Origin of the sequence: Maribellus sp. YY47, from assembly GCF_023111095.1 — a bacterium.
GTDB lineage: Bacteria > Bacteroidota > Bacteroidia > Bacteroidales > Prolixibacteraceae > Draconibacterium.
Genome location: NZ_JALGYW010000010.1, coordinates 143606 through 158190, shown reverse-complemented (window position 1 = coordinate 158190; position 14585 = coordinate 143606). Strand labels below are relative to the sequence as shown.

At 43.3% G+C, this 14585-nt stretch carries 13 protein-coding genes; all 13 read left to right on the top strand.

Annotated features, from left to right (window positions below; all coding sequences use genetic code 11):
* The first annotated feature begins 207 nt into the window (after nucleotides 1-207).
* The 13 genes from pheT to MR764_RS10235 all read left to right on the top strand — a co-directional run bounded on the left by pheT (nucleotide 208) and on the right by MR764_RS10235 (nucleotide 14555).
* Nucleotides 208-2658: a phenylalanine--tRNA ligase subunit beta gene (pheT, locus tag MR764_RS10295; RefSeq protein WP_247979329.1), complete on the top strand. Its 2451-nt coding sequence runs from the start codon at nucleotides 208-210 to the stop codon at nucleotides 2656-2658.
* 29 nt (nucleotides 2659-2687) lie between these two features.
* On the top strand, nucleotides 2688-2918 hold the full coding sequence (locus MR764_RS10290; RefSeq protein ID WP_247979328.1) for a hypothetical protein: 231 nt from the start codon (nucleotides 2688-2690) through the stop codon (nucleotides 2916-2918).
* Between the two features lie 46 nt (nucleotides 2919-2964).
* Nucleotides 2965-3285: a type II toxin-antitoxin system PemK/MazF family toxin gene (locus tag MR764_RS10285; RefSeq protein ID WP_247979327.1), complete on the top strand. Its 321-nt coding sequence runs from the start codon at nucleotides 2965-2967 to the stop codon at nucleotides 3283-3285.
* Between the two features lie 2 nt (nucleotides 3286-3287).
* Nucleotides 3288-4217 carry a DMT family transporter gene (locus MR764_RS10280; protein ID WP_247979326.1) on the top strand — a complete coding sequence of 310 codons (930 nt, stop codon included), beginning with the start codon at nucleotides 3288-3290 and terminating at the stop codon, nucleotides 4215-4217.
* Between the two features lie 39 nt (nucleotides 4218-4256).
* Entirely contained in the window at nucleotides 4257-5267 is a 1011-nt protein-coding gene (locus MR764_RS10275) for a phosphotriesterase (RefSeq protein ID WP_247979325.1), read from the top strand.
* A gap of 173 nt (nucleotides 5268-5440) precedes the next feature.
* The gene (locus MR764_RS10270; protein WP_247979324.1) at nucleotides 5441-6310 is read left to right on the top strand and encodes a universal stress protein; all 870 of its coding nucleotides are present in this window, start codon (nucleotides 5441-5443) and stop codon (nucleotides 6308-6310) included.
* Nucleotides 6311-6332: 22 nt separating this feature from the next.
* The gene (locus tag MR764_RS10265) at nucleotides 6333-7001 is read left to right on the top strand and encodes a V-type ATP synthase subunit E (RefSeq protein WP_247979323.1); all 669 of its coding nucleotides are present in this window, start codon (nucleotides 6333-6335) and stop codon (nucleotides 6999-7001) included.
* Nucleotides 7002-7042: 41 nt separating this feature from the next.
* Nucleotides 7043-7897 (top strand): DUF2764 family protein, encoded by an 855-nt coding sequence (locus MR764_RS10260; RefSeq protein WP_247979322.1) that lies wholly within the window; start codon nucleotides 7043-7045, stop codon nucleotides 7895-7897.
* 6 nt (nucleotides 7898-7903) lie between these two features.
* The gene (locus MR764_RS10255; protein WP_247979321.1) at nucleotides 7904-9676 is read left to right on the top strand and encodes a V-type ATP synthase subunit A; all 1773 of its coding nucleotides are present in this window, start codon (nucleotides 7904-7906) and stop codon (nucleotides 9674-9676) included.
* A gap of 9 nt (nucleotides 9677-9685) precedes the next feature.
* A complete protein-coding gene (locus MR764_RS10250) occupies nucleotides 9686-11020 on the top strand; it encodes a V-type ATP synthase subunit B (protein WP_247979320.1) in 1335 nt (444 codons plus the stop codon).
* Between the two features lie 5 nt (nucleotides 11021-11025).
* A complete protein-coding gene (locus tag MR764_RS10245; protein WP_247979319.1) occupies nucleotides 11026-12144 on the top strand; it encodes a universal stress protein in 1119 nt (372 codons plus the stop codon).
* A gap of 18 nt (nucleotides 12145-12162) precedes the next feature.
* Nucleotides 12163-12768 (top strand): V-type ATP synthase subunit D, encoded by a 606-nt coding sequence (locus MR764_RS10240; protein WP_247979318.1) that lies wholly within the window; start codon nucleotides 12163-12165, stop codon nucleotides 12766-12768.
* Complete coding sequence (locus tag MR764_RS10235; RefSeq protein ID WP_247979317.1) at nucleotides 12765-14555, top strand: V-type ATPase 116kDa subunit family protein; 1791 nt, start codon at nucleotides 12765-12767, stop codon at nucleotides 14553-14555. Before MR764_RS10240 ends, MR764_RS10235 begins: the two co-directional genes overlap by 4 nt.
* The last annotated feature ends 30 nt before the right edge of the window (nucleotides 14556-14585 follow it).

Here is a 14585-nt window from a genome sequence, read left to right as displayed (position 1 = left end):
TTATTTCAAGGGCCGAAGATAAACATAAATCAGACAAGTGTTTATGACAGAATTCAAGGTTTATCTGTACGTTGTTCGGATTATTCCTTTGAATCAAGCTTTAAGAAATGCCGGAGAAAGCTTACATTCAGCGCCCCACTTTTCCCTTCATCGAATAAAATCCTTACTTTTGTCGCGTTTAAAAATCGACAGAAAAAATCATTCAAAATGAAGATATCGTATTCCTGGTTAAAAGATTACATCAAACTGGAGCAAACACCGCAGGAAATTTGTGACATTCTCACTCAAACGGGACTGGAAGTAGGTAGCATGGAAGAGGTGGAAACCGTAAAAGGCGGTTTACAGGGACTCGTCATCGGCGAAGTTCTGACCTGCGAAAAACATCCGAATTCGGATCATTTGAGCGTTACTACCGTGAATGTAGGTACAGGCGAAGTTTTACCGATTGTTTGTGGCGCTCCGAATGTGGCTGCCGGTCAAAAAGTGGTGGTAGCTACGGTTGGTACGGTGCTTTATGACGGCGACCAGGAGTTTACGATCAAAAAATCAAAAATCAGGGGCGAAGTTTCCATGGGGATGATTTGTGCCGAAGATGAAATCGGCCTGGGAACCGATCATGCCGGGATTATGGTTTTGGATGAAAACGCAAAAGTAGGAACGGCAGCCAAAGATTATTTTAAGATTGAGTCGGATTATGTCATTGAGGTGGACCTGACTCCCAACCGGATCGACGGCGGTTCGCACATTGGCGTGGCACGCGATCTGGCTGCATTTTTAAGCAAAACACAGAAAATACAATACACCAAACCATCGGTTGCCGAATTTAAAGTGGATAACCACGATCTGGAAATCCCGGTGGAAGTGCGTAATCCGGAAGCTTGTCCGCGATATGCCGGTGTTACCATAAAAGGAGTAGAAATCAAGCCATCGCCCGAATGGTTGCAGAACCGTTTGAAAATGATTGGCCTTTCGCCCATCAACAACGTAGTGGATATTACCAACTATGTTCTTTTTGAAACCGGCCAGCCACTGCATGCTTTCGACGCTGATGAAATTACAGGCGGAAAAGTGATTGTACAAACGTTGCCCAACGGTACTAAATTCACCACACTCGACGAAACAGAACGTGAGTTGAACGAAAACGACCTGATGATTTGCAACGCAGAAGGCGGAATGTGTATCGGTGGTGTTTTTGGGGGAATTAAGTCTGGAGTAAAAGAAAGCACCCGCAATATTTTCCTTGAAAGTGCTTATTTCGACCCGGTTTATATTCGTAAAACGGCGCGTCGCCACGGATTAAATACCGACGCTTCGTTCCGTTTCGAACGCGGTGTGGATCCCAACAATACCATTTACGTTTTGAAACGTGCGGCCATGTTGATCAAAGAAATCGCCGGAGGTACGATTTCTTCTGAAATAGTAGACATCTATCCGCAGCCGATCGAAGATTTCAAAGTGGATATCACGTACGCCAACGTTACCCGACTGATCGGGAAAGATCTGGGCGCTGATACCATCAAAAATATACTCACTTCGCTGGAAATAAAAATAACAGAAGAAAGCGAAACCGGGCTTTCGTTGCTGGTTCCGCCTTACCGTGTGGATGTAAAACGCGAAGCCGATGTTATTGAGGATATCCTGAGAATATACGGATACAACAACGTTGAAATTCCCACACAGGTAAATGCATCGCTGCAAACTGCCGAAAAACCAAGCCCCGATGGTGTTAAAAACCTCGTTTCTGAAATGCTGACGGCACGTGGGTTTAACGAAATATGGTCGAATTCGCTGACCAAAGCATCGCATTATGACGATCTGAAAGATTACAAAGCTGAGCAAACCGTAATGATACTGAATCCGCTAAGCGCCGATTTGAACGGCATGAGACAGACTTTGTTGTTTGGCGGACTGGAAACCATTGCTTACAATGCCAACCGGCAGAATAAAAATCTGAAATTCTACGAATTCGGGAACTGCTATTTCTACAAAGGAACACAGCTAAAAGATCAGCCGGCCAACAATTACTGGGAAGAAAATCACCTGGGTATATTTATCACGGGAAATAAAGAAGCTGAAAGCTGGACTGCAAAAGAGCAAGCCACTTCTTTCTTCGAACTAAAGAGTTATGCCGAAAATATTCTGAAACGTCTTGGGTTACTGAATCAGAATCTGGATGTAAAAGATTCGGAAAGCGAGCTTTTCTCGGATGGTCTGACCTACAGTTACAACAACAAAACCGTATTGGAATTAGGCGTTGTGGCACGTTCGTTCCAAAAGAAATTTGATATTGAACTTCCGGTTTATTATGCCGATTTCAACTGGGACAATACTTTCGCGGCCCATAAAAAACATACCGTTCTTTTTGAGGAATTACCAAAATTCCAGGCTGTTCGCCGCGACCTGGCTTTGCTGATCGACAAATCGGTTAAATTCGACCAGATCAAACAAGTGGCTATGAAAACCGAGCGTCAGCTATTGCGTCAGGTTGACTTGTTCGATGTTTACGAAGGCAAAGGCGTTCCGGAAGGGAAGAAATCGTATGCGGTTAGCTTTATTCTGCGCGACGACAACAAAACGTTAAACGACAAACAGATCGACAAAACCATGCAACGTCTGATTGCCGCGTTTGACCGTGAACTGGGAGCTGAATTGCGATAATCACAAATTGGTGCTACCTTTGTTTCAGAATGATAAACAGAGATTTAACCATAAAAAACACGATTCAGAAACTGAATCGTTTACCGGATGAAAAACTTCCGGAGGTGGAAGATTTTGTCGATTTTCTTCTGACTAAAATGGATGATGCACTGCTAACGGAAGGAATACAGCAATTAACTTCGGAGGCAAAAGCATTTAACTATTTAATACACGAAGAAAACCTGTACTCTGTTGAAGATCTGAAAGAAAAATATAAATGATCGCCCAAATCAGGGACTAGATCCGATTAAAAAAACATAAAGAAACATGCAAAAGGGTGACATAGTATTAGTGCCTTTCCCGTTTTCCGATTTATCCGGAAAGAAACTACGACCGGCATTAATACTGTGTTCCTCTCCGCTTGACATCACGGTTTGTTTTATCACCACTCAATTTCAGTGGAGAGAAAAACACGACATTGAACTACTCCCCTCTTCCTCTAATGGCATAAAAAAGACTTCCATAATCAGAGTTGGTAAATTTGCCACCATCGACAAAGACCTTGTGATTGGGAAATTGGGTGAACTCGAATTCAATTACGTCCGGCAATTGAATAAAAACCTAAAGGAGATTCTCCAGCTAGCCTGAATATGCAAAACCACACCAAAGGAATTATATACGCGTCGATAACCGCTTTTTTTTGGGGTTTCCTCGCCATCGCTTTAAAAATTGCCGTTCGGAAGGTAGATCCGCCAACGATCGTTTGGTTCCGGTTTGTGATTGCATTTATCATGCTTTCGGCGTGGCTGATGTACAAAAACCGGGCGTCGTTTCGGATTCTGACAAAACCACCTCTGCTGTTAATATTTGCAGCAATAGCGCTGTCGTGGAATTACATGGGTTATATGCTCGGAATTCACCGGACAACGCCCAGCAATGCCCAACTGTTTATTCAAACCGGCCCGCTTATCCTGGCTATGGCCGGAATTGTGCTGTTTAAAGAAAAACTGAGCAGAAACCAGGTTATCGGTTTTATCATTGCGCTGGCTGGATTTTCGTTTTTCTACCGCGATCAGTTAAGCGCATTTTTCGACAGCCGCGGGGATTATCAAGTCGGAATACTCCTGACCATCTCCGGCGCCGTAGCTTGGTCGGTCTACGCCATTCTACAGAAAAAACTGGTAGCGTTTCATCCGGTTGATGCGCTTAATCTTTTTCTCTTTGGTTTTCCGGCCATTGCATATCTCCCGTTTGTAAACTTCGATTCACTCTTGCATCTTCACTGGACCTGGTGGCTCCTGCTTGTATTTTTAGGGATGAACACTTTTATTGCCTACACCTGTGTGGCGAATGCATTAAAGTACACCGAAGCAAACAAAGTCAGTATTATTTTGATTCTTAACCCGATGATCACCTTCATCACCATGGGGATTTTAACCGAATTAAATGTCTCATGGGTTGAACACGAGCGTTTTTCTCTCATTACCGTTGCAGGCGTTTTGCTTGTTTTTGCCGGGGCAATTCTGGTGGTGCGAAAAAGCAAAAAACGCATCAAAGAGAAGAATCCGCTTAAACCCTGACCCACTTATTTTGTTTACCTTGGGAGAAAACTATAACAGATGACCAGAGCTTCTTCCTTCATTCTTATTGTGCTTTTTATCTCCCTCATTTCCTGTCGCCCGGAACCGCCGGATTTTATGACCGTTACGGGTCCTGTTTCAGTAAAAAAGATGGGAAAAACGCTTCATCACGAACATATTTTGGTTGACTTTATCGGTGCCGATAGTACCGGTTATCATCGCTGGAACCGTGAGGAAGTGGTGAAAAAAGTACTGCCCTACCTGTTGGAAGCGCGTGATCTGGGGTATAAAACCATTATGGAATGTACTCCGGCTTTCCTGGGACGCGATCCGGAGCTGTTAAAAATGCTTTCCGAAAAAACCGGGATGTATTTTGTTACCAATACCGGACTGTATTCAGCTTACGATGGGAAATATATTCCGGAGGAACTGCAAAAGAAAACAGCCGAAGAACTCGCTGCCCTGTGGATCGACGAGGCCAAAAACGGAATTGAAGGAACCGGTGTTTATCCGGGTTTTATAAAAATATCCGTGAATCCAGGTCCGTTGAGTGAACTCAACCGAAAAGTTGTGGAAGCATCCTGTATTACCCACAAAGCAACCGGATTGGTAATTATGTCGCACACAGGCCCGGCAATTCCGGCATTTGAGCAGCTTGAAATTTTAAAGAAATATGGCGTAGATCCTTCTGCGTTTATCTGGACACACGCCAACAACGAAAAAGACCGGGAAAAACTACTCGAAGCGGCGAGAATGGGCGTTTTCATCGCATTCGATGGCTTCGCGCCCGACAAAGTGGATGAATACCTTGATTTCATTTTGTACATAAAAAAACATGGACAGCTTCCTCAGGTTTTACTTTCGCACGATGCCGGTTGGTACTCTCCCGGAGAACCCGATGGTGGCGATTTCCGCGGGTACAGCGATATCGAAACTTACCTCGTACCGGCCATGGAAAAAGCGGGCATTGCTCAGTTCGATCTGTTCCAGCTTTTCTTCCGCACTCCTGCTGATGCATTTCGGATACGCGAGCTTCCCGTTCAACAATAAAATATCATTCCCTGCCCCACACCAACAGTAAAATGCCATTCCATCATTTTACATTCTTTCCTAATATGTTTTATGAAGGCTTGTGAAACCTATTCTTCTTTTTGAGGTATATACAATTACTCAAATCAGCTGTTAAGTACAGTCAACGATGTGCTACCTTTAGATTTATTGTCATGCAATACAGATCGAACTGCATTTTGGCGCATATTCCTCAAACCCCGGCTGGTATCAATATTTTAAAACAAGCTCTTATCTTTAAAGAAACGCTCGAAATGAGAATATTCCTGCTGGATATTATCAGGTCGGGATCTATCTTCCCCACCCGGATACAGTCCAAAAAGAATCAGCTCAGGCATAAAAATGAACTCAACAAATTCACTGAATTCATAGGGAAAGCGATGGAAAATAAAATTCCGTCGGATGTTGTTCCGCGCATGGGTTGGGGAAAAGTGGTGAACACGCTGATTACCGAATCGGAACGGGGTGGTTACGAATTTGTAATGCTCGACAAAAGCGAGAGAAAGAATGCCGAAGGACTTACCCGTGCTGAAGTTGACCGCTACGTAAGCAAATCGTTTTGCCCGGTTCTTCTGATCGACAAGGACCATCCGGTTGATCGTATCGATAAAATTGTAATTCCGATCGACATTTCACAACGAACCCAAAAAAGGCTTTACTGGGCCACTTTCTTCGCCAAAAAGTTCGATGCAAAAATTCAAATCGTTTCAGCGCTGAACATCGGTATCAAAGAAACCAAAAGCCTGGCCTACAAAAATGCGGAAAACCTAAAAAAAATGCTGATGGACAGAGGTGTATCCTGCGAAGTGAAAATTATAAAAGCAATTGGCAAAGAGATCCACACCGCGGTGTTAGAGTACATCGAAGAGGAAAAACCAGGTTTGGTAATCATCCGGACACATCAGGAGATTCGTTTTTCGGGAAGAAAAATCGGAAAGTTTGTTTCGGGGATCATACACGGCTGCCCGGTACCTGTATTTACAGTGGGCGGAGTTACCCAGAATTTTGACATTCATTCTATTTGACATTCAATTATTCCACACAGCCATGGCCGACCGAATTGAAGAAATAACGCAGAAAATTTATAATGAAGGTGTCGTAAAAGCCAGAGAAGACGCCCGGATAATCATTTCTGAAGCCACTTCAAAAGCGGCGGAGATGGTAAATGAGGCCAAAAGACAGGAAGCAGAAATCATCGGAAAAGCACAACAGAATGCCGAAGAAATAAAAAAGAAAACCGAGGTAGAGTTACAACTTGCGGCACGGCAGTTCATCAGCGCGTTGAAACAAAAAATAAACGGACTTATTACTACCCAACAGACAGAAAACCAAATAAAAGAAGCTTTTAAAGACCAGGCATTCATAAAGGAAATCATCCTGACCACTGTACAAAACTGGAAGCAGGACGATGGCGCCGACTTGCTGGTTCTACTTCCTGAAAAGAAAAGAAAGGAACTCGCTGCTTTTTTTGATGCCAAAGCCATGGAAGTGATGAATAAAAGCGTGGAGGTTCGGGTTGATCCGCAGATAGAATCCGGGTTTAGAATTAGCCCCAAAAACGGAAGCTACTTTATCAGCTTCACCGACACGGATTTTATAAATTATTTCAAACGCTATCTGAGAGAACGTACACAGCGCTTACTTTTCGATTCATTTGAAAAAGGCGGAGATAAAATACCTGATAAGAGTAGTGATAAAGACATAAAGCTGCATTAGTTACGCCGGGTTGTAGGATGTTTCACCTGTAAATTTCGGACATGCTAAAAAGAGAATATCATTGTTTGGTAGCAGGATTACCCGATTTGTTTTTTAACGAAAATAAACTCGTAACGGACAGTGTTGATCTGCTAATTCAATTGAAAATGGAGCTTTCTCCGTCGGATTATGAACTGGTGAAACTGATTTATCTGCAAGCTGACAACGAAAATCTGCAGAACCTTCTCCTCCGCAAAAAAGCGTCTTTCAATCCAAAGGGCATTTTCTCCGAATCCTATTTGCAACTGCAGCTTTCCCCCGAGAATGAGTTGCCAGAATTACCGGAATACATGCTGCAATTTCTGGAATGGATAAAAGAAACCGAGCAAAAAGAGCTCAATCTCAATGCAGAAATCATATTGCAACAACTTTATTACGAGTACATCCTGCAAACCAATAATGAGTTTCTCAAAAACTGGTTTCTTTTTCAGCTTAACCTGAAAAATATCCTGACAGCTGTGAATTGCATCCAATTCGATTACTCCACCGAAGAACACCTCATCCGGGTGAATGAGAATAAAAATGTGTGTTTACTACTGACAAACAGAAAATTTAAACCTGAATGGTTCGAGGATGAAATCCCCTACCATCGCGAAATCTTTAAAATAACCGAATCATCCCGGAGTTGGATGGAGCGGGAAACAGCGCTCGATAAATTAAAATGGGACTACCTCGACGAGTATACGTTTTTCTACTATTTCACCATCGAAAAGATTTTGGGTTATATCCTCAAGCTACAAATGGTGGAACGATGGACAAAACTCAATAAAAAAAGTGGTGAAGAATTACTGAAAAAACTAATCGACGACTTTGCAAAGACCGATGAGTTAGCAGTGGACTTAAGTCAAACGAAATAGCAACTTATGGCAACAACAGGTAAAGTGGCGGGTATTATTTCCAACCTCGTAATGGTAAAGGTTGACGGACCGGTTTCTCAAAACGAGATCTGTTACATCCACTTTGCCGGGGTCAAACTCATGGCCGAGGTCATTCGCATTGGTGCCCTTTATGCGTACCTCCAGGTGTTTGAAAGCACCCGTGGTCTGAAAACAGGAACCGAAGTCGAATTTACCGGTCACCTCCTCGAAGCAACACTTGGCCCTGGAATTCTGTCGAAGAATTTCGATGGTTTGCAAAACGACCTCAATAAAATGGAAGGCATTTTTCTTCGGAAAGGCGAATACACACACCCGCTTGAACCTTACAAATTGTGGGAATTCAAGCCGCTTGCAAAAGAAGGAGACACAGTAGTTGCCGGATCGTGGCTGGGTGAAGTGACCGAAAACTGGATTCCTCACAAAATTATGGTCCCTTTTATACTGGATGGTCGATACAAAGTTTCAAAAATCAATAGCGAAGGAAGCTACAAAATTGATGATATCATTGCCCTACTGATAGATGGCAAAGGCGATGAATATCGGGTAACGATGGTGCAAAAATGGCCCATTAAAATCCCGATAAAAGCTTACAGAGAAAAACCCCGGCCCTTCAATTTTATGGAAACCGGAATCCGTGTGATCGACTGCATCAATCCGATTGTGGAAGGAGGAACAGGCTTTATCCCCGGGCCTTTTGGAACCGGAAAAACGGTATTGCAGCACGCGCTTTCAAAACAGGCGGAGGCCGATATGATCGTTGTGGCAGCCTGCGGAGAACGCGCCAACGAAGTGGTTGAACTGTTTTCTGAATTCCCGGAACTGGACGACCCGCGAACTGGACGAAAACTGATGGAGCGAACCACCATCATTGCCAACACATCGAATATGCCTGTAGCTGCGCGCGAAGCTTCGGTTTACACTGCCATGACCATAGCTGAATATTACCGGCAAATGGGCTTAAAAATTCTCCTCCTGGCCGATTCTACTTCACGCTGGGCGCAGGCTTTGCGCGAAATGTCGAACCGGATGGAAGAGCTTCCCGGCCCCGATGCTTTCCCCATGGATTTACCGGCCATTATTTCCAATTTTTATGCGCGCGCCGGCTATGTTCGCCTGCACAACGAAAAGACCGGATCCGTCACATTTATTGGGACCGTTTCGCCTGCCGGCGGCAACTTAAAAGAACCCGTAACCGAAGCCACCAAAAAAGCCGCGCGTTGTTTTTATTCCCTTTCGCAAAACCGGGCCGACAGTAAACGCTATCCCGCCATCGATGCGGTGGACAGTTATTCCAAATACCTGGAATATCCCGAATTTATTGAATTCGTTTCCCAAACGATCGCCGGCAACTGGATCGACCAGATACTTGAAGTCAAAAATATTCTGATCCGCGGAAACGAAGCTTACGAACAGATCAACATTCTTGGAGATGACGGAGTCCCGATTCATTATCACGAAATATTCTGGAAATCAGAGGTGATCGACTTTGTCATTTTGCAACAGGATGCATTTGACAAGATCGACGCTTCCACGCCCATTCCACGTCAGAAATACATGATGGATAAAGTATTGGAAGTATGCAATACCGCTTTCACTTTTAACAAGTTTGAGGAAGTGAATCCCTATTTCAAGCGGATCATCAATGTGTTCAAACAAATGAATTATTCAGAGTTTCAATCTGAACCGTTCAGTAACTATGAAGAAGAGCTGAAAAGCATCATTAACGAAAAAAGAAAAACTGAAGAGCAAGCTGTATAAATCAACAAAATGGAACCGATAGCTTTTCAAAAAATATATACGCACATCAGTCAGGTCACCAAAGCAACCTGTTCGTTGCATGCCACAGGTGTAGGAAACGAAGAAATGGCGCTGGTAAACGATCGTTTGGCCCAGGTTGTGAAAATTGAAGGCGACCTTGTGACCTTGCAGATCTTTTCAGGAACGGAGGGAATTCCAACCGATTCAGAAGTTGTTTTCCTGGGCCATGCGCCGCAGTTGCCGGTGAGCGAAGAATTGTGCGGAAGGTTTTTCAATGCTTACGGACATCCCATCGACGGAGGACCGGAAGTAGAGGGGCAATTGGTTGAAATTGGCGGTCCCTCGGTAAATCCGGTTCGACGGAAACAACCTTCGGAATTAATTGCCACCGGTATAGCAGGAATCGACCTGAACAACACGATTGTAACCGGTCAGAAAATTCCGTTTTTTGCCGATCCCGACCAACCTTACAACCAGGTAATGGCCATGGTAGCACTTCGGGCCCAGGCCGATAAAATTATTCTGGGGGGCATGGGAATCACCAACGACGACTACCTGTTTTTCAAAAATGTATTTGAAAATGCCGGAGCAATCGACCGTATCATCAGCTTTGTGAATACCACCGAAGATCCTCCTGTAGAGCGGTTGCTGGTACCCGATATGGCGCTCACTGCTGCCGAATATTTTGCCGTCGAAAAAAAACAAAAGGTGCTGGTCCTCCTTACCGACATGACCTTGTACGCCGATGCCCTGAGCATTGTATCGAACCGCATGGATCAGATTCCGTCGAAAGACAGCATGCCCGGTTCGTTATACAGCGACCTGGCGAAACTGTACGAAAAAGCGGTTCAGTTTCCCGACGGAGGTTCGATAACCATCATTGCTGTTACAACGCTATCGGGAGGCGATATTACGCATGCCATTCCCGACAACACCGGTTACATCACCGAAGGTCAGTTATTCCTGAGAAAAGACACGGATATAGGGAAAGTCATTGTCGATCCGTTCCGCAGTCTTTCCCGGCTCAGACAACTCGTAATTGGCAAAAAAACGCGGGAAGACCACCCGCAGGTCATGAATACGGCCGTGCGGCTTTATGCAGACGCCGCCAATGCCAAAACAAAAATTGAAAATGGTTTCGACCTCACCGATTACGACAAAAGAGCCATGAGTTTTGCCCGCGAATACTCGGAAAAACTACTGGCGATTGACATAAATATTGAAATTGATACGATGATCGACACGGCCTGGAAACTTTTCGGTAAATATTTCTCGTATGCAGAAATAGGGATTAAAGCCGAATTGGTAGAAAAATACGGCACCATCAATCAGCATAAAAACTAACCGTCATGGAAAATCAACTGATTACATTATTACGGATTAAAACAGCCTATTTAGGCAGTTTTGTGAAAGATAAACTCGAAGAACACGGATTCGAGGTATTCTTTACAAATGAAGGTCTGACACTTGGCGAAAAGTACGATCCGAGGGAGGTTTTATTAAAAGTCAAAGCCGGGCAGTCGGAAAAAGCCATTGCTACGCTCCTGCAATTACACAAGGAGTTCGATCTCGATGAAATACGGGATATGGGGGAAATAAAGCAACTCAAAAAAATTTTGGTTCCCGTAAAAATAAGCGACTGTTGTTTCGATTTGTGTGAGTATGCCATTGGATTGGCAAGCAGACAAAATGCGGAAGTTAAAATCCTGTATGTCTACCCCGATCCGACGTTCGCCGATTCGCAAAAAAGCACCACGTCGTGGGAGAAAATCGTCAACATGCAGCTAAAGGAAGCTTTTGACAAGGCACAGTTAAAGCTGGTTGAATTCAGCAAAGAATTGAAAGCCCGTATTCCGAAAGAGCTGATGCGTTCGGTAAAAGTTCACTACCGCATGCTGAAGGGAACACCGGTGAATGTGATTACGGAATCGTGCAAAAGGTATAAACCCGATGTCGTGGTGATGGGAACAAGACAGGATAAAGAAGGAAATGGAGAATTTTGCGGAAAAACTTTGATGAAAGTAATAGAAAACACGCAGTATCCGGTACTTGGAGTTCCCGAAGGTGCCAAATTTAAAAGCAAAGCGAAAATCAATGTAATGTATGCCACCGACTTTTATGAGTCGGACAATTCTTCGCTTAATAAACTACTGGAGATACTTAAATCGTACGACAAAAAAATCTACTGTGTCCACATTGCAACAAAAAACGATCTAAGCCTCCAGAAAAAAATTGACGAGCTCAATACGTTCCTGAAAAGCGATTATCCGGATGTGGACATTACGTGTGTTTCAACCGAAAGCGAAAGTGTACCAAAAGGTCTGGACGATTTTATAGAATCGCACGACATCGATCTCATTTCATTATCGAAACAGAAACATTCGGCCTTTTACAGAATGTTTCACAGCGACCTGGTTGAGGCCATGGTTTCAAGTAAAAAGATTCCGATGCTGATCTTTCCGGTGTAAAACATTAAAAACAAACGATTGGCCATCAGCTTTCAATACAACAAAACGGAGCTTCAGCGCCTGAATAAACAACTGAAGATCCGGACCAAAGCGCTTCCTACCTTAAAAAACAAGGAGTCGGCCTTACGTTTGGAAGTAAAAAAGGCAAAAGACAAAGTGCTTGAAGCTGAGAATGAACTGAATTCCTTAATTGAACGTCACAGCAACTCGGTGAATCTTTGGAATGAATTCATGCCCGAATTACTCTCCATCGCCGAAGTAAAAACGGCAACCACAAAGATCGCAGGGGTTTCAATACCAGTGTTGGAAGGGATTCTTTTTAACGAAATGAAATTCAGCTTATTTGAACGCCCCAAGTGGTTTCCTGAAGGTTTGACGTTCCTGAAAAAAGTTGCGCTGATTGTAAACCGCCTTAATTTCGGTAAGCAAAAAATGATATTGCTGGACCATGCCCGGAGAAAGACAACCCAAAAAGTGAATCTCTACGAGAAAGTACAAATACCGGGTTACGAAGATGCGATTCGTAAAATTAAACGCTTCCTCGAAGACGAAGAAAATCTTTCGAAATCGGCTCAGAAGATTGTCAAAAAACGACAGCAAAAACAAAAAGAAATGCAGGTATGATTGTTCCGATGATCAAATATTCATTTCTGGTATTTTACAAAGAATACAACACGTTTCTCGAAGAAATTCAAAAACTTGGAGTGTTGCACATTATTGAGAAAGAAGCCGATTTCACCAAAGAATTAAAGGATAAATTTGATGAAATAAAAACGTATGAAAAGGCCATTCGGGTACTGAAAAAAAGGAATATTCCGGAACAAAACGTGGAACAAATTGTGAAGGCTGAGAAGCTCCCTGAAGCCATCCTCGATACCGAAGTAAGAATTGGAAACTTTGAAAGCAAACTTGAAGAATTAAACGCAGCTTACGAAAAAGCCCGTTCATGGGGCAAGTTTTCGCCTGAATTGCGTCAAAAGTTAAAAGCTGAAAATATCTGTCTTGAATTTTATTCAGCACCTTCTCAAAAATTTCATGAACTCAATAGTGCCGGAGTTCCCGTTGTTTTCATATCGGGAAAAGGCACCCGGATATTTTTTGTGTTGATCCGAACTAACAACAGGGAATTTGATCTCGATTTAGAACCTGTGAATTTGCCCGAGATTCCCGCTTCTGAATTGGAAAAACAAATAGAAAGAACAAACGCAGAAATTGATCAGCTTAATAAAAAGCTCGATGAATATGCAACGTTTTCACTTTCGCTGCTGGAGCAAAAAATGGCAGACTTAATCAACAAACTGGAATTTGAAAAGGTAAAATTAACCACCGAAAAAAATGCCGACGATAAACTAATGCTGCTCGAAGGTTGGATCCCCCGATCGAAATCAGATCTTTTTAATTTGTATCTTGAAGACATCGGAGTTCTTTACGTCAGACGCTGGGGAACTCCGAAAGATAAAATACCGGTGTTACTAAAAAATAACCGGTTTAGCAGCTTGTTCGAACCGATCGGTTCGCTGTTCTCGCTACCCGATTATGCTGAAATCGATCTGACGGTATTTTTCGCCCCCTTTTTTATGCTGTTCTTTGGTTTTTGCCTGGGCGATGCAGGTTATGGTTTATTATTCCTTGTAGGTGGCGGTATTTACAAACCTTTTGCCGATAAAAAGTTTTTGCCTTACCTGAGTCTTTTACAGTTTCTTGGTGTGGCTACCTTCCTGTTCGGGATGGTGTCCGGCACTTTCTTTGGCATCAATTTAATTGAAGCGGAATTTTCTTTCACCCAAAATTTCAGAAACCTTTTTCTCGATCCCAACAAAATGTTTCAGCTTTCGCTCGCATTGGGCAGCGTACAGATTATTTTCGGATTGTTTCTGAAAGCCGCCAACCAGATGAAACAATTCGGGTACCGCTATGCATTATCGACCTGCGGCTGGCTGATCATTGTTTTAGGAGGGCTCTTGTATGCGCTTCTATCAAGACTGAGTGTGATCCCAAGTAACACCGCCATTTTGTACGCCCTCATTTTTGTCGGTGGCTTTTTGGTTCTTTTTTTCAGCGATCCGCAAGTCAATGTTTTTGCGCGTGTCGGTAAAGGAATCTGGGATGTATATTCCACGGTTACCGGCATTTTTGGAGATCTGTTGTCCTACATTCGTTTGTTTGCACTTGGTTTGTCAAGCGCCATTCTCGGCTTTGTAATTAACGACATTGGGCTGCAAATATTGGGTTCTTCCAAAATTCTGGGGCCGGTATTCTTTGTTATTTTCCTGATTCTGGGACATACGCTGAATATTCTGATCTCATCGCTTGGATCGTTTGTTCATCCGATGCGTTTGACTTTTGTGGAGTTTTACAAAAATGCCGGATTTAAAGGCGGAGGACGGGCATATAAACCTTTTTGCAAATGATTGAAATCTGAAAAACAAAACATTAAAATA